The 16,117-nt window shown below is 60.3% G+C and carries 17 protein-coding genes; 12 read left to right on the top strand and 5 right to left on the bottom strand.

What is annotated here, in order from left to right; translation table 11 throughout:
• Positions 1 to 84 precede the first annotated feature (84 nt).
• The 5 genes from CO671_RS21765 to CO671_RS21745 all read right to left on the bottom strand — a co-directional run bounded on the left by CO671_RS21765 (position 85) and on the right by CO671_RS21745 (position 5,475).
• Positions 85 to 456, bottom strand: coding sequence for a hypothetical protein (locus CO671_RS21765; RefSeq protein WP_010032274.1), 372 nt, complete (start codon positions 454 to 456; stop codon positions 85 to 87).
• A 10-nt stretch (positions 457 to 466) separates the two neighbouring features.
• The gene (locus tag CO671_RS21760; protein WP_097607676.1) at positions 467 to 1,513 is read right to left on the bottom strand and encodes a flagellar hook-associated family protein; all 1,047 of its coding nucleotides are present in this window, start codon (positions 1,511 to 1,513) and stop codon (positions 467 to 469) included.
• A gap of 2 nt (positions 1,514 to 1,515) precedes the next feature.
• The gene (flgK, locus tag CO671_RS21755; RefSeq protein WP_097607675.1) at positions 1,516 to 2,976 is read right to left on the bottom strand and encodes a flagellar hook-associated protein FlgK; all 1,461 of its coding nucleotides are present in this window, start codon (positions 2,974 to 2,976) and stop codon (positions 1,516 to 1,518) included.
• A gap of 13 nt (positions 2,977 to 2,989) precedes the next feature.
• A complete protein-coding gene (locus tag CO671_RS21750) occupies positions 2,990 to 4,282 on the bottom strand; it encodes a flagellar hook protein FlgE (protein ID WP_097607674.1) in 1,293 nt (430 codons plus the stop codon).
• Between the two features lie 311 nt (positions 4,283 to 4,593).
• On the bottom strand, positions 4,594 to 5,475 hold the full coding sequence (locus CO671_RS21745) for an EF-hand domain-containing protein (protein ID WP_097607673.1): 882 nt from the start codon (positions 5,473 to 5,475) through the stop codon (positions 4,594 to 4,596).
• A 164-nt stretch (positions 5,476 to 5,639) separates the two neighbouring features.
• Here CO671_RS21745 and CO671_RS21740 point away from each other — a divergent pair, with 164 nt between their 5' ends.
• The 12 genes from CO671_RS21740 to CO671_RS21690 all read left to right on the top strand — a co-directional run bounded on the left by CO671_RS21740 (position 5,640) and on the right by CO671_RS21690 (position 16,026).
• The gene (locus CO671_RS21740) at positions 5,640 to 6,287 is read left to right on the top strand and encodes a TetR/AcrR family transcriptional regulator (RefSeq protein WP_010032615.1); all 648 of its coding nucleotides are present in this window, start codon (positions 5,640 to 5,642) and stop codon (positions 6,285 to 6,287) included.
• A gap of 114 nt (positions 6,288 to 6,401) precedes the next feature.
• Positions 6,402 to 6,527: a hypothetical protein gene (locus tag CO671_RS34520; RefSeq protein WP_010032617.1), complete on the top strand. Its 126-nt coding sequence runs from the start codon at positions 6,402 to 6,404 to the stop codon at positions 6,525 to 6,527.
• Between the two features lie 12 nt (positions 6,528 to 6,539).
• Positions 6,540 to 8,723 carry a DUF1217 domain-containing protein gene (locus CO671_RS21735; RefSeq protein ID WP_097607672.1) on the top strand — a complete coding sequence of 728 codons (2,184 nt, stop codon included), beginning with the start codon at positions 6,540 to 6,542 and terminating at the stop codon, positions 8,721 to 8,723.
• 382 nt (positions 8,724 to 9,105) lie between these two features.
• Positions 9,106 to 9,945, top strand: coding sequence for a transporter substrate-binding domain-containing protein (locus CO671_RS21730; protein ID WP_097607671.1), 840 nt, complete (start codon positions 9,106 to 9,108; stop codon positions 9,943 to 9,945).
• Between the two features lie 163 nt (positions 9,946 to 10,108).
• Positions 10,109 to 10,771, top strand: coding sequence for an amino acid ABC transporter permease (locus CO671_RS21725; RefSeq protein ID WP_097581502.1), 663 nt, complete (start codon positions 10,109 to 10,111; stop codon positions 10,769 to 10,771).
• Between the two features lie 5 nt (positions 10,772 to 10,776).
• Positions 10,777 to 11,436 (top strand): amino acid ABC transporter permease, encoded by a 660-nt coding sequence (locus CO671_RS34020; RefSeq protein ID WP_097607670.1) that lies wholly within the window; start codon positions 10,777 to 10,779, stop codon positions 11,434 to 11,436.
• Between the two features lie 12 nt (positions 11,437 to 11,448).
• On the top strand, positions 11,449 to 12,219 hold the full coding sequence (locus CO671_RS34015; RefSeq protein WP_097607669.1) for an amino acid ABC transporter ATP-binding protein: 771 nt from the start codon (positions 11,449 to 11,451) through the stop codon (positions 12,217 to 12,219).
• Positions 12,220 to 12,376: 157 nt separating this feature from the next.
• A complete protein-coding gene (locus CO671_RS21710) occupies positions 12,377 to 13,126 on the top strand; it encodes a GntR family transcriptional regulator (protein ID WP_097607668.1) in 750 nt (249 codons plus the stop codon).
• Between the two features lie 4 nt (positions 13,127 to 13,130).
• Positions 13,131 to 13,916 (top strand): transporter substrate-binding domain-containing protein, encoded by a 786-nt coding sequence (locus CO671_RS21705; RefSeq protein WP_097607667.1) that lies wholly within the window; start codon positions 13,131 to 13,133, stop codon positions 13,914 to 13,916.
• 79 nt (positions 13,917 to 13,995) lie between these two features.
• Positions 13,996 to 14,667, top strand: a complete 672-nt coding sequence (locus CO671_RS21700; protein ID WP_010033609.1) for an amino acid ABC transporter permease — start codon at positions 13,996 to 13,998, stop codon at positions 14,665 to 14,667.
• Positions 14,664 to 15,323, top strand: a complete 660-nt coding sequence (locus tag CO671_RS21695) for an amino acid ABC transporter permease (protein WP_010033606.1) — start codon at positions 14,664 to 14,666, stop codon at positions 15,321 to 15,323. The genes CO671_RS21700 and CO671_RS21695 overlap by 4 nt, the downstream gene beginning before the upstream one ends.
• Complete coding sequence (locus tag CO671_RS21690) at positions 15,301 to 16,026, top strand: ATP-binding cassette domain-containing protein (RefSeq protein ID WP_010033594.1); 726 nt, start codon at positions 15,301 to 15,303, stop codon at positions 16,024 to 16,026. The genes CO671_RS21695 and CO671_RS21690 overlap by 23 nt, the downstream gene beginning before the upstream one ends.
• Positions 16,027 to 16,117 lie beyond the last annotated feature (91 nt).

The following is a 16,117-nucleotide window of genomic DNA, read 5'->3' as shown; positions in this document are numbered from 1 at the left end:
ACATGCAAGACCGGTCTATGCCGTGCCCCCCGCCGATGCGGCCGTGGCCGCACTGCGATTGGAAAGATTATTTTACGCGGTCTGTCAATGCGTTACCGGATGCGGTTCGGGTGACAGCACCGCGCCATGGCTCCAGTCGATCAACCGGTCGATGCGCGCAATCTTGTGGAAAACTTCGAAGACGTCGAATGATGTGCCCCTCTCGATATGGCCTGCCAGGAGCTCGCAAAGCTCGAATATCTCGGGCGGCGTGCCGGTCATCTCGATGCCGTCGTCGGTGAAGACACCGGATCGCGGCCAGGCCCGAGCCTGCTGTTCGTCGAGCTTGCAGCCGATGAAGGGGATGGTGTCGATAATGCCGGAGGCCAGCGCGAAGGCTGCCTCCGCGACGATTTCCGAGCACGACGTATTCGGCTCTTTGCTTAAGGCCGGTATTTGCAGCTTGAATTCCCGCATTTTCAATCCGTCAGAGGTAGTTGACCAGGCTCAGGCTCTGGAGTTTGGAGACGAGCGTGTAGGCCGTTTCCAGCTGCGTCTGCAGCTGGTTGACGAGCGTCGACGCCTCGTAGGTGTCGACGCCCTGGAGATCGACAAGCTTTCCCTGCAGCAGGCTCGATTGGGCATCGAGGGCGTCATCGGCCTTTTCGAGCCGCTCTTGCGAGAGGCCGAGCTGGCTCTGCTGCGTGACGATGCCGGACGTCGCCTGGGCGGCATAACCGATCGCTTTTGATGCGACCGTACTCTTGGCGTCGTCGCTGAGATCCTGGCCGAAGAGGGCGGAGACGACGACGGAGGCAAGGGCGAGATAACGCATGCCGTCGGAATTGGCGTTGGTCGAGGAGGTAATGGTCTCCGATCCGCTGATCCGGCTGGTCATATCGGTACTGGATGCCGTCGACCAACCTGACGAAGCATCGGTCCAGGCGCTCTCCGAGAACATCGGCTCGACGGTGTCGGTGATGAAGCTGCCGATCTCCTCGCCGGTCAACTCATTCACGTCTTTTCCGAGACCGGTTGCGTAATCGGTGAGCGCTGTGACGATCGTATCGGAAACCGTGGAGGATTGATCGGTCAGCGGCTGGTTGTCGAGGTTGGTGCCGCCAAACAGAAACTCGCCGTTGACAGAGGTATTGGCCGTCGAGATCAGCTGCGAAATCGTGGCACTTGCCGTCTGCAGGGCGACGGCAATGCTGGTCGTATCCTGGCTCGCCTGGAGCGCCGTCAGGTTCGAGACCAGGCTGTCGCCGGCATCCTTGAGGCTTGAAAGCGCGGTTTGCGATGCTTCCATGCGCAATGCGACCACGGCGTTGCCCGCTTTGAACGAGGCGGCCTGGTCGATGGCGCTGGTGAGGTTGATCGTCTTCGCGGCGCCGGCGCCGAGCGATACGCCGATATCGGCGTAGGTTCCCGTCGTCGCCTCCGTCGAGGCCTGCTGCAGCTTGGTCTGCGACTGGCTGATGGTGAGCCTGAGAACGTTCTGCATCGCCGATGATGAAACGAATGATGCCTTCATGACTAGCTCGCTATGTCGAGGAGCGACTGGAACATCTCGTCGATGACGTTCAGGATCTTCGTCGCTGCCTTGTAGGATTGTTCGATGTCGAGGAGGAGCGTCAGCTCCTCGTCGAGGTTCACGCCTGTTTCGTTGGAATAGGCCTCGTCGGAGCGCGACAGGGCCGCGGCCGTCGTTTCGGAAGCCGATGTCGCGTCGCTGCGATATTGTTCGAGCCAGCCGATGGAGGCGCTGGCATAGTCCGTCAGGCTCTGCGTCGTGGAGAGGCCGGCATCCGAAGAGAACGAGCGCTGTTCCATCAGTGCCGTGTAGAGAGCATCGAGATTATCGGAGAAGCCGCTGTCCCCTGATGTGTTGAGATCGGTGATGCCGCTGATCGATCCATCGCGCAGCTTCGTCGCATCGCCGCCCTCGCTGGTGATGACGGCTGTGTTGATCGAGATGGTCGAGGCGATCCCCGTGGTATCGTCCGAGGAGGACGGCGTTCCCCCGGTTGCGCCCGCGGACGTGGTCCAGACGAACAGCCCGGGCGCGCTGGTGCTGCCGTCGGTTTCCGAGAAGACCTGAACGAGGGCCTTGGCGACTTCGTCGAGCTGAGCCTGGAATGTCGGGGCGATTTCGTCGCGAAGCTGCAGCAGCGCCTGCAGGCTGCCGGAGGCGCTCGTCGTCGATCCTTCGCCGGCATCGAGTGCAACGCCGTCGATATAGATGGCATTGCCTTCCGTTCCCGCGATGTAAGTCGCCGTCGAAGCGAAGGTGACGGTGCGCGGTACGGTCTCGAACAGCACGGTGCCATCGGAGGTGTAGAGCGCCATATCGTTATTGTTACGCACGACGGAATTGACGCCGACGATCGAGGAGATCTGCTTCAAAAGCTTCTCACGCTCGTCGAGCGCCGAAGACGTATCCGTGCCGGTGGCCGTTGCCAGCTTGACCGCATTGTTGGCCGCTTCGAACTGCGACAGCAGCGTGTTCAGCGTGGAGACCTGCGTGGCGATCTCCGCGTCTGCCTCGGCCCTGATCGACTGGACGCCGTCACTTGCCGTATTCAGCGAATTGGCGAGATCCTGCGCAGCGGTGACGGCCGATTGCGCTGATGTCGTGCTGCTCGGCGAGGTCGCGAATGTCTGCAGCGCCTCCTGGAATGCCGAGAGATAGGTGCTCGGGGAGGTCTCGTAGTCGTTGCCGCCCACCAGCGACTTCAGGCTTTCAAGTCCGGTCACCAGCGTCTGCTGGGCGCTGTCCTTGGCATTCGACTGCAGATACTGGGCCAGCAGCGCAGTTTCCTGCGCCCGGCTGATGCTGACGACCTGAGCGCCGGAAAGAGACGTCGTGATCGACGCCTCCCGCCTGACATAGTCGGAATTTCCGACATTGGCGATATTGGTCGAGACGACGCTGCTTTGCTGTCCGGTATTGTTGAAAATACTTTGGACGCTGTTCAAGGCGGAGGTGAGCGACATCCAGGCGCTCCCTCTATCGTTTCAGGTTGACGAGGACATCCATAATGTCGGAGCCCGTTTGAAACACCTTCGAATTGGCGGTGTAGCTGCGCTGCGCCTCGATCATCTCAGTCAGTTCGCCGGCGAGATCGACATTCGAGCTTTCCAGGGCGCCGGACTGGATGGAGCCGAGCCCGTTCGTCTGCGGAAAGCCGGTGACCGTGACGCCGGACTGGCCGTTGGCGGTATAGACGTTGCCGCTGAGCAGCGTCAGATTGTCGGGGCTTGCGACGTTCGCGAGCGGGATCTGGTAGAGCGCCTTCGTCGTGCCGTTCGCATAGGAAACCGAGACGACGCCGTCGGTATCGATCGACACCGAGCTCACCGAACTTGCGGCCTGACCGTCCGCCGAGCCTGTCGCCGAGAAATCGGAGGCAAGCTGGGTGAAATCGGAATAATCCATGGTGATCGTCTTGGCCGTCACCGGATCGACGATGTCGGTATCGGTCGCAGAGGTCAGCTGGCCGTTGGCATCGAAGGAGAGCGTCGCGACGCTGACGGCGCTGGAGGAATAGGGGAAGGACGTCGTGCCGCCGGTCGCCGCATCGGCATTGCGATAGACCGCGACTTCCCAGGTGCTGCCGGTGACCGCGCCGCTCGCATCCGTCGTCACGCCGGTCTTGGTGAAGTAATAGTCGTACTGGACGGTGGCGCCGAGGCTGTCATAGGCGACCAGCGACATCTTCTGCGTATCGTCGGTGACAGCAGACGTGTTGGCGCTCGGCAGCGTCGTCGTATCGGTAACGACGGTCGCTTCGGAGTTGAGGTTGCCGCTGAAATAGGCGCTGGTCGAAGCGATGGCGCTTAAGCCCGATTGGGCGACGTTGACCGGCACCAGCCCGTCGAAACCGTTGACGACCACGGCCGGCACGCCTGAATCATAGGAATATCCCATCAGCGTGTAGCCAGCGCTGTTGACGAGATTGCCGTCGCTATCGACCGAGAAGTCGCCGGCGCGGGTCAGCACCGGCGTGCCGTCGGCGCTTTCCACGATGAAGAAACCGTCTCCCGAAATCGCGAGATCGTAAGCCGAGGTTGTGTAGGAAATGTCGCCCTGCTGGGAAATCGCCTGGCGCACCGATGTCTGAACGCCGCCGGAATTGTAATTGCCCGAGGAAGAGGGCAGGACCAGCGACGAAAACGAGGTGGAAACGGCCTTGTAGCCGGTGGTGTTGGCATTGGCGATATTGTCGGAAACCGTGCTCAGCCGGTTTGCCTGGGCGCTCATGCCGGAGACGGCGGTTTTCATGCTTCCAAAAATGCTCATGGCTCGATCCTTTAAGGTTTGGGAACATGCCATGTGACGAAAGGCTTCCAGGGCCGGATTGCGGGCGCGCGCCATCTCTCGCGCCCGGACGAAGGCCGGCGCCGGTCGATGATTTGCGTGTCTGGATTGCCTCGTGATGGCGATAGGCGCTGCGGCTCATCCGTGCGCTGGCGTCGTGCGCCCGTTACGGCGCACCATTCGTGAAGAAGCGGCCCGGCAGAAAGCTCTGCCGGCTCAACTGCCGGGCCGCTTTCGGACCGTCGCCTTGCAGCTTCTCCAGCAACTGCAAGGCGACGAGCCCGTATCGATCGTCAGCTCGCGGACTGGACGGACAGCGAACCGGTGCCTGAGCTATCGAGCAGAGCAAAGAGCTGGCTCGCCTGGCTTTCGGTGAAGTCATCAGGCTTGCCGGCCATGAACTCTTCCAACGACACCAGCCCGTCCCCGTTCGTGTCGAGATCGGAGAGCAGGGATGCAGACTGATCATCGTCGGCTGACGGGGGCGGGGGCGGTGGTCCGTCGGCACGGTCGGATTGTTGCGCGGACATGGCTTCGGTCAGCGAGTCGACCGAGAGCGAGCCTGCGCCTTCGCTGTCGAAGCTGTCGAACAGCGTGCCGGCCTGATCCTCCGTCACATCCGACGGCCGGCCTGCGACGAATTCGGCTTTGCTAATCAGCCCGTCTCCGTCGGTATCGAGATCGGAGAGCATGGACGACAGCTCGTCATCATCGGCAGGCGGCGGCGGTGGCGGTCCGTCGGCACGTTCCGATTGCTGGGCGGACATGGTTTCGGCGAGCGCATCGACCGAGAGCGAGCCGGTGCCTTCGCTGTCGAAACTGTCGAACAGCGTTCCGGCCTGGTCCTCCGTGACATCGGACGGCCGGGCTGCGACGAATTCGGCCTTGCTGACATAGCCGTCGCCATCGGTATCCAATTGGGAGACATCCATGCCCTCGCCGCCATCCTGCTCGCCGCCGGAGCCGGATTGATCCGAGAAGCGGTTCATCGACAGCGTCATCAGCTGCGACAAAAGTTTGTCGGCGCTGCTGGAGGCGTCTTCGTCGGACTGCTGGGTTGTGGTTGATTTTTTTGCTGAAACCGTATTACACGAAAGGATGTCCTCGGATGCGGACGTCGAGCTCCTGCTATAAGAATAGGAAGAGATTGATGTTGCAGCAGAAATGGTCGTCATAAGCGCTCCATCGCTATGGGGGTGGGGATGCAACGCATTACAGAACTGATGAGTTCTCTAAATCGAAATCGCTAATGCTACAACCGAAGAAATTATCCCTCAGAAATCGTAGTGCGTTTTCTCAGGTCGTCGGCATGCGCTTCGGCAGGGCGGCTTAGACGATCATGAAAGTTATTGATGAGCCCGCAGACGAGCCGCGCAGACGAGGCCGGCCGAAAGTCTCCACCGACGAAGACAAGCGGCTGCAGATCGTCGAAGTCGCCCGCCAGGTTTTTGTGAAATATGGATATGCCGGAAGCACGACCGCGGTCGTCGCCTCCGAAGCGGGCGTTTCCAAGCAGACGCTCTACCGCCTGTTTGAGAGCAAGGAAGAGCTGTTCGCCGCCGTCGTCGCTGCCCATCGGCGCCTGATGCTTGATCTGCCGCGGCCCGCCGAAGATTGTTCGATCGCCGAAAGCCTTGAACGGATCTTCATGATCGACATGGACGAGGACAAAGATGCGGACCGCGCCGGTTTCCTGCAGCTCGTCTTCCGTGAAGCCGCGCAATTTCCCGAGCTGGTCGATATCCTGCAACGGGAAGGCATGCTTGCCAGCCGACAGGAACTGGCCGACTGGCTGAGCGATCGCCGGGCCGAGGGCCGGCTCACCCTGGACGATCCGGTAAGCGGAGCCCGGATGCTGATGGACATGATCTTCGGGGGCATGGGACCGCCGGAGGGCCGTGCCCAGGCCTGGCCCGATCGGGCAGCCCTGCTTGCCCATCTTCGCCGCTCAATTGCGATTTTTGCCGCCGGCATAAGCGCCGCCTGAGCGAACCAGAGACATTTCTCACACTCCTGGCTTCCAATTCACGATTGGATGAATTATAGAACTACTTAGTTCTATTAAGTTGATTCGGCCACATGTCAGTGGCTGTGCCTCGCCATGACCGGCGACGATATTCCCGCAGAGATGAGAAGTTTCAATCGTGACGGCCGCAGGCTTTCGCGCGGCATCGCCGCGCCGGGCAAGCCAGCGAAACGCGTGGCGGTCTTGCATAAACAAGTGTGAGAGGGACAGACGTTGGTTTCCGCCTATGTAAGCTATCTCGCGGTCGCGCGAAATCTGAGCGCCAGTCTCTCGAACGTGGCTTCCCAGGCAACGGTCGCCCGCGACAGCGCCTATTACAAGGAAAACATCGACAAGGTCACGACGGTCGACGAGTTCATGGGCGATTACAAGCTCTACTCCTATGCCATGAAGGCCTATGGCCTTGAGGACATGACCTATGCCAAGGCCTTCATGAAGAAGGTGCTGGAGAGCGACCTCAGCGATTCATCGAGCTTCGCCAACTCCTTGAGCGACGGCCGTTGTGCCGAGTTCGCCGCTGCCTTCAAATTTTCCGGCGAGACGAAGACCGCCCAATCGGATGTGCAGCGCGATAGCCTGCTGGATGCCTATGAGGAGTCCTTCGAGACCGAGGCGGACGCCATCGAAGACGAGACCGATTATTTCGAGGAAAACATCGCGTCGATCACCTCGGTCGACGATTTCCTGTCGAGTTCGCGGCTGAAGAACTATGTGCTGACGGCCTTCGGCCTCAGCACCGAATACACGTCGACCAGCTTCCTGAAGGACGTTCTGACGAGCGACCTCGACGATGCCGACAGTTTCGTCAACCAGCTCGGCGACGACGTCTATGTCAGCCTCGCAAAGGCCTTCAACTTCAACGAGGACGGCTCGGTCGACGGCGATCTGATGTCGGAAGACCAGATTTTGCTCGTGACCAGTGCTTATGCGGTGGCCTCGGCGACAATTGCTTCTTCCGAAACCGGAGAGGCTTACGACACCTATTTCGCCGCGGAAATCGGCAACATCACCTCGGTCGATCAGTTGATGAGCGATGACAAGCTGGTGTCCTATCTGAGGACGGCTTACGGCCTTACCGACGACGAGTCCGACACCTTCATTTCCGCAGCATTGAAAAGCGCCGACATCGCCGATGCGATCGGCCTGTCCGATCTGCACGACGCCTTCAATTTCGACGAGGACGGCGCGCTTGCCGATGGCGACACGGCCCAGACGTCGGACCAGACCGCCGCGACCACGGCGGCCTTCGATGAGAATTATCAGGTGCTGATCGCCAACACCGACACGGAAGATGCCGTCGACAATTATACGACGCGCATTGCCAGCGTCACTTCGATCGACGATTTCCTCGTGTCGAATGCCGATGACGACGATGATGACAACGACGATCTCCCGGAAATGTGGGAGATGGCGTTGCGCGCCTTTGACATAGATCCGGACAGCGTTTCGAGAAGCGAGGTACGAAAAATTCTCGAAAGCGATCCCACGGATGCCAAAAGCTATGTCAACAGCCTGGACGACGATCGCTTCGTCGCCTTTCGCAAAGCATTCAATTTCGACAGCGATGGCGACGTTACCGTTCCCTTGCAGGCCATGTCGGAATCGGTCGTCGACGACTACGCCGCCTATTACAAACAGAACAAGATTCGATACCTCGAGGGCGACGAGCTGACCGAGGCGACCGATGCGGCGGATGACGAGATCACCTATTTTCGCGAGCAGATGGCGACGATCACCACGGCGAGCGAATTTCTGGCCGATGATCGCCTCGTTGCGTTCGTGCTCGAGGCAAAGGGGCTCGACCCGGACGATGTCACGTCGGACCAACTCGAGAAGATGTTTTCGTCCGATCTCGACGATGAAGATAGTTACGTCAACAAGCTCGACGACAATCGTTTCGCCGAACTCGTCGGCGCGTTCAATTTCGACCAGGACGGCAATATATCCGCGGATCCCACCGGTACGGTGCAGCAGCGCGGCGATGTGCTTGAGACGGTCGATGCCTATGTCAGGCTGACGCTCGAGGATGATCAGGGTGACAGCAACACCGGCGTGCGCCTTGCCCTCTATTTCGAACGCAAAGCGCCGGAGATCTCGAGTGCCTACGACATTCTGGGCGACAGCGCGCTCTTCGAATTCTTCACGACGAGCTTCAACCTTTCCAGTTACGTCTCGAACATGGACGTCGAGAAGCAGGCCGAGATGGTCGAAAATTTCATCGACATCGAGGATCTGTCGGATCCCGACAAAGTCGACGATCCGATCAAGCGCTTCACCGCCATGTATGACATGGCCAACGGCACCGGCACCACATCGACAGCGCTTTCAATTCTGACCGGTTCGGCGGCGATGAGCGCCGATACGCTGCTAGCAGTGGCGCAATTAAAAAGCGGGTAAGTGATCCTGCTCCGTTCCTGAGGCCGCCTACCACCGCCCAACGTCGTTCGGCGGCCGCCACCCCGGGACCGATCGGGAACACTTCTTGTAGGAGAGCTCTCCAGAAGTCGCTTGGGCGACCTCTTTGGCGTCCACATAATCGCCGTGCATTTTGCTTCGACTATCTTGGCAACCCCGAGCGGTCAGAACGCCAGCCAGTGGTCCGCTCGGAAGCGGTCGAAAATGCTGCACTGCCAAAAAAATCACCACGCGCACTGCTGCGCGTTTTTTCGGCATGACCCATTGACAATTCATCCTTGATGGCACTTGATACATTATTCCAGTAAAACAGACATGCGTCCATTATACTGGAACAATGGGAACCATCCATAAGGGGAACGCCATGACCATTTCCTTTCGCACCGGTGTGATATCGCTGGTCGCCGCCGCTTTGTTGTCCACGCCTGCGCTCGCCGAGGGCAGCAAGCTCGATGAAGTGCTGGCCCGCGGCCATCTCGTTCTCGGCACGGGCAGCACCAATGCGCCCTGGCACTTCAAGAGCGCGGACGACAAGCTTCAGGGCTTCGATGTCGACATGGGCCGTATCATCGCCAAGGCCCTGTTCGGCGATCCGGAGAAGATTGAATATGTCAACCAATCCTCCGACGCCCGCATCCCGAACATCACCACTGACAAGGTCGACATCACCTGCCAGTTCATGACCGTTACGGGCGAACGCGCCCAGCAGGTGGCCTTTACCATTCCCTATTATCGCGAGGGTGTCGGCCTGATGCTCAAGGCGGACGGAAAATATGCCGACTATGCCGCTCTGAAGGCGGCAGGCTCCTCGGTCACCATCTCGGTTCTGCAGAATGTCTATGCCGAGGCGATGGTGCATGCGGCATTGCCGGAGGCGACCGTCGACCAGTACGAATCCGTCGACCTGATCTATCAGGCACTGGAGTCGGCGCGCGCCGATGCCGTCGCCACGGACCAGTCGTCGCTCGCCTGGTACATGACGCAGAACCCGGGTCGCTACAAGGACGCCGGCTACGGCTGGAACCCGCAGACCTATGCCTGCGCCGTCAAACGCGGTGATCAGGACTGGCTGAACTTCGTCAACACCGCGCTTCACGAAGCCATGACAGGCGTCGAATTCGACTTCTACGCCAAGTCCTTCAAGACCTGGTTCGGCAAAGACCTGACGCCGCCGCAGATCGGCTTTCCCGTCGAATTCAAGTGACGGTCATGCGAGGCGGGACCTCAAGCCCGCTCCGCTGGAACAGGATGATCTTAGGCCTGGTTCGGCCTAAGATCGGAATCCGGTTCTGAATCGAAGAGTTGGAGCATGACGTCGTCCGGACCGCTCGCGCGTTCGGCATCAGTTCTGGTCTGAAAGGACCCGCATGGGTTACACGCTGAATTTCGCTGCCGTCTGGCGCAACTTCGACTTTCTCTTAAGCGGGCTTGCCCTCAGCCTCGGGCTTGCGGTGATCTCGATCCTGATCGGGGCCGCAATCGGTCTTGTCGTGGCCTTCGCGCTGACATCCAGGAGCCGCTTCGCAATCGTGCCGGCGCGCGTCTATGTCACTGTCATTCGCAACCTGCCTATTCTCGTCCTGGTGCTTTTCGCCTTTTTCGCGCTGCCGCAGATGGGCTTGCGCCTCGACAAGATGAAAAGCTTCGTTCTGGTTCTCTCCCTCTATTCCGGCGCCTATCTGGCCGAAGTGTTCCGTGCCGGCCTGCTGTCGATTCCGAGAGGACTGACCGAAGCGGGTCTCGCCATCGGCCTGACCGGGATGCAGATCCGCAGTTCCATCATTGCTCCGCTGATGCTGCGCAACGTGCTGCCGTCGCTCTCCTCGACGATCATCTCGCTCTTCAAGGACACCTCGCTCGCCGCCGCCATCGCCGTGCCTGAGCTGACGTTCGCCGCCCGCAAGATCAATGTCGAGAGTTTTCGCGTCATCGAAACCTGGATGGTCACTTCAGCCCTCTATGTCGCGACCTGTTTCCTCATCGCCGCCTTGATGCGCCTTGTCGAGCGCCGTCTGGCCCTGCCGAGATAGTCCCGATGTCCCACACTTTTCTCGAACAACTCTGGATCGCCCGATACGTCATCATGAATGGCGTCGCCATGACGGTGTCGATCTCTCTGCTGGCCATTCTCGCAGGCTCCGTCCTCGGCGTCTTCGTCGGTCTGGCGCTCGTTTACGGCGGCGTGGTTTTACGCCTCCTCGTACGCGCTTATACGGATATCATCCGCGGCACGCCGGTGCTCGTGCTCGTGCTGGCAAGCTATTACGTCTCCGCCGCGGTCGGTCTCGATCTGGGGCCGTTTTCCGCCGGCGTGCTCGCTCTTGCGATCTTCTGTTCTTCCCATGTCGGCGAAATCGTGCGCGGAGCGCTTCAGGCCATCCCGAGGGGGCAGACCGAAGCCGCCAAGGCGATCGGCCTGACCTTTATCCAGACCTTCACCTCGGTGCTGTGGCCGCAGGCCATGCGCCAGTGCCTGCCGGCCTGGGTGAATACGGCGGCGGAGATGGTGAAGGCCTCGACGCTGCTCTCGGTCATCGGCGTCGCCGAGCTTCTCCTGCGCACGCAAGAGATCATTTCCCGGAATTTCATGAGCCTCCAGTTCTATTTTCTGGCCGGTGGACTCTATTTCATCGTCAACTACGGCATCGAGCACTTCGGCAAATATGTCGAGCGCAAGACCGCCCTGCCGTCCTGAGGAGACTTCCCGATGGCCAAGATCATTCTCGACATTAAGGGTCTGCGCAAGACTTACGGCATCCATGAGGTTCTCAAGGGCGTCGATTGCGCCGTAGAGGAAGGCGAGGTCATTTCGATCATCGGCTCGTCCGGCTCCGGCAAGACCACCTTGCTGCGCTGCGTCAACATGCTCGAGGAATTCCAGGGCGGCACGATCAGCCTCGACGGCGAAGAGATCGGCTATCGCATCGACGGCGCGAGCCGGCGGCGCAAGAGCGAGAAGGAGATTGCCCGCCAGCGTGCGCTGACCGGCATGGCTTTTCAGCAGTTCAATCTCTTCCCGCATATGAGTGCCGCCGAAAACGTCATGCTCGGCCTTATCAAGGTGAAGAAGATGACCAAGCCGGAGGCCCGCGTCATCGCCGAAAAATGGCTCGACCGCGTCGGCCTCGCCGCCCGCACCAACCATTATCCCGGTCAGCTCTCCGGCGGCCAGCAGCAGCGCGTCGCAATTGCCCGCGCCATCGCCATGTCGCCGCGGCTGATGCTGTTCGATGAGGTGACCTCGGCGCTCGACCCGGAACTGGTGGGCGAAGTGCTGCAGGTGATCAAGGGGCTTGCCGCCGACGGCATGACCATGCTGCTCGTCACCCATGAGATGCGTTTTGCCTACGAGGTTTCGTCCCGCGTCATCTTCATGAACCAGGGCGTCATCTGCGAGGAGGGCGATCCGAAGGAAATGTTCGTGCGTCCGAAGACCGAACGGTTGGCCGAATTTCTCAAAACCTCGAGCTTTAACTAAGACGGGGCGAAGCGTGCGGCAGGTCGGCGAGGGGGCCGCGCTCGCTTAAATTACGTTCAGTCTGCATTCCCGGCAGGCATATTTTCCGCAAAGCATCCGAGACATGCCGAAAATCCTGAGCACAGGATTTTGGCATGCGCTTTGCTTTCTGTCTTGTATGCAAGATAGCCACACATCCGAGACCAACCAGAAATCCATCGAGGCGACGATCGTCTCCGGCATCCTGTCCGCCAAGATCAGGCCCGGTACGCGGCTTGGCGAAAACCAGCTCGCGGCACTCTTCGGCGTGTCCCGGACCCGCGTCCGTGAAGCCATGATGCGCCTGGAGACGCGCGGTATCGTGCATGTCAGCCCCCGGCGGGGCTGGTTTGTCGTCGAGCCGTCCGCCGAAGATGCGATCGCGGTTTATGAGGCAAGGCGTATCGTCGAGGCCGGATTGCTGCGCAGCATGCGCATGCTGACGGAGGAGGGGCGCAAGGCTCTCGACGCCCATCTGAACGAGGAGAGGAATGCGATGGCGGCGGGCGACCGCCAGCGCCTGACCTATCTGATGGGCGATTTCCATATACGCGTCGCGGAACTGAGCGGTAACGCCATCATCGTCGATATCCTGCGCGACCTGACCGCGAGGACCATCCTCATTTCGATGCTCTATCAATCCGAATTTCATGCGGCGCAATCCCATGAGGGGCACTGCCGCATTTTCGAGGCTATGCAGGCAGGCGATTTCGGCAGAGCTGCGGCCCTTTCCGTCGAACATCTTGATGAAGTCGAAATGGGCCTCGACCTCACGGCGCGCCCGGATCCGCTTTCGGATCTGCGCAATTCCCTGTCGCTGCCGCCCAAGGCCGCCTCCGCCGTCTCCCGACAGTCAGACTTGAAAACCACAACCTCAAAGGAGCAATGAACACATGCTGACAAGACGAGTCTTCTTCGCAATCGCGACCCTGGCCGCGACCTTCGGCTTCAACGCGCCGTCGCACGCCGATGCCCTCGCCGATATTACGGCGCGCGGGACGCTGCGCGTCGCTGTCCCGCAGGATTTCCCGCCCTTCGGCAGCGTCGGCACCGATATGGCGCCGATGGGCTATGATATCGACGTGGCCAATCTCATAGCCGAAAAGCTGGGCGTCAAAGCCGAGCTTGTGCCGGTCACGAGTGCCAACCGCGTCCCCTATCTGCAGACGAACAAGGTCGATCTCGTCATATCAAGCCTCGGCAAGAATCCGGAGCGCGAAAAGGTGATCGATTTCTCGGTCGCCTATGCGCCCTTCTTCAACGGTGTGTTCGGACCGGCCGATCTTGCGGTCGCCAAGGCGGAAGATCTCGCGGGCAAGAGCATCGGTGTCACGCGCGGCGCCGTCGAAGATCTCGAGCTGACGAAGATCGCGCCAACCGATGCGACGATCAAGCGTTACGAGGACAATAACGGCACCATCTCGGCGTTCCTCTCCGGCCAGGTCGACATCATTGCCACCGGCAACGTCGTGGCGGCTGCGATCCTCGCCAAGAATCCTCCCAAGCGCCCTGAGCTGAAGTTCCTCATCAAGAACTCGCCCTGCTACATCGGCCTCAGCAAGGAACAGTCCGGCCTGCTGGAGAAGGTGAACGGCGTTATCGCCGCCGCCAAGACCGACGGCACGCTGAACGCGATATCGCAGAAGTGGCTCGGCGCCGGTCTGCCGTCCGATCTGTAAGCAAACCTGGATCTTGCGCATGTCTCCCGCGCGCCCCGCGGGATGACATGCGCTCCGTCACCGCAAGAGGGGACATTCCTTGAGCTACCATTTCGAATTCGGCTGGCTGCTTCAATATTACCCTGACATCATCAAGGGCATATTCGTCACCTTGGAGCTTATCGCGGTCGGCGGAGTGCTCGGCATTTCGCTCGGCATTTTCTGCGCCTGGGTGCGGGCACTCGGCCCGGCCTGGCTGAAGCCGGTCGTTGCGGCCTATGTCGAGCTGATCCGCAACACGCCCTTCCTGATCCAGCTCTTTTTCATCTTTTTCGGTCTGCCGTCGCTCGGCCTCCATCTTTCCGAACTGACGGCGGCCAACCTTGCAATGGTTGTCAACCTCGGCGCCTATAGCTGCGAGATTATCCGTGCCGGTATCCAGGCAACGCCCAAGGGCCAGTTCGAGGCGGGCGAGAGCCTGGCGATGACGCGCTTCGAAACCTTCCGGCATGTGGTTCTCGTGCCTTCGCTGCAGCGCATCTGGCCGGCGCTGTCGTCGCAAGTCGTCATCGTCATGCTCGGCTCATCGGTCGTGTCGCAGATCGCCGCCGAGGATCTGACCTTCGCCGCAAACTTCATACAGTCGCGAACCTTCCGCGCCTTCGAGGCCTACTTCGTATCGACGGCCATCTATCTCGCGCTGGCGATCCTGCTCCGGCAGGTCCTGGCGGTCGTCGGCGGGTTGATTTTTTCAAGGAGAGCGGCGCGATGATCGAGTTCACCCTCTGGGATATACTGCGCAACCTGCTGCTCGCCACCCGCTGGACGATCCTTCTTTCGCTCGTCTCCTTCATCGGCGGCGGCGCGGTCGGGCTGGTGTTGCTGTTCCTGCGCATCAGCAAGAACAAGGCGTTCAGGATATTCGCGAAGTATTATATCGAGCTCTTCCAGGGCACGCCGTTGCTGATGCAGCTCTTCATCGCCTTTTTCGGTCTCGGTCTTTTCGGCATCGATGTGCCGGCCTGGCTTGCCGCGGGCTTGGCGCTCATCCTGTGGACCGCGGCCTTTCTCGCCGAAATATGGCGAGGCTGCGTCGAATCGGTCGCCAGAGGCCAATGGGAGGCCTCCGCCAGCCTTGCTATGGGGCGGTTGCAGCAGATGCGTTACGTCATCCTCCCGCAGGCGCTGAGGGTCGCCATACCGCCCACGGTCGGCTTTTCCGTGCAGATCGTCAAGGGAACGGCGCTGACCTCGATCATCGGCTTCGTCGAACTGTCGAAAGCCGGCACCGTGGTCACTAACGCCACTTTCCAGCCCTTCACCGTCTATGGGCTCGTCGCCCTCATCTACTTCGCGCTTTGCTGGCCCTTGTCGAAAAGCAGCCAGATCCTGGAGAGGAAGCTCAATGTCGCTCATCGAAATCACTGAAGTCCGCAAAAGCTTTGGCGCCACCGAAGTGCTGAAAGGCATCAATCTCGATGTCGAGGTGGGGGAGGTCATCGCCATTATCGGCAAGAGCGGTTCGGGCAAATCGACCCTGCTTCGTTGCATCAATGGACTGGAGACCATCACCAGCGGCTCGATCTCCGTGGCCGGTGCGCAGCTCCTCGACGACGAGGTGCATCTCAAGGCGCTGCGTCTCAGGGTCGGCATGATCTTTCAGCAATTCAACCTTTTCCCGCACTTAAGCGCCGGCGGCAATGTCATGCTGTCGCAAACCGTGGTCAAGAAGACCCCGAAGGCCGAGGCAGAAGCCATCGCCCGCAAGATGCTGGAGCGGGTGGGGCTCGGCCACAAGTTCGACGCTTATCCCGATGAGCTCTCGGGCGGCCAGCAACAGCGCGTCGCCATCGCCCGCGCGCTCGCCATGCAGCCGAGCGCGCTCCTCTGTGACGAGATTACCTCAGCGCTTGATCCGGAGCTGGTTGCCGAAGTTCTGGCCGTCGTGCGCGAGCTTGCCGCCGAGGGAATGACGCTGCTGATGGTCACGCATGAGATGAAGTTCGCCCGCGACGTCTGCAGCCGTGTCGTCTTCATGCATCAGGGCAGGGTCCACGAAGCAGGCCGGCCGGAGGATGTCTTCGCCAATCCGCAGACTGCCGAGCTCAGGCAGTTTCTCGGTGTCGGCTAAAGCGCGTCGCATCAAATTTGATTCATGCGACGCGCTTTAGCTCTTTGTTTTTATGCATGTCGTTGTCCCGGAACCGCTGCACACTTCCGGG

Origin of the sequence: Rhizobium sp. M10 (assembly GCF_002531955.1) — a bacterium.
Classification (GTDB): Bacteria; Pseudomonadota; Alphaproteobacteria; order Rhizobiales; family Rhizobiaceae; genus Rhizobium; species Rhizobium etli_C.
The sequence above is the reverse complement of the archived record's forward strand: the minus strand, read 5'-3'. Positions and strand labels throughout refer to the sequence as shown.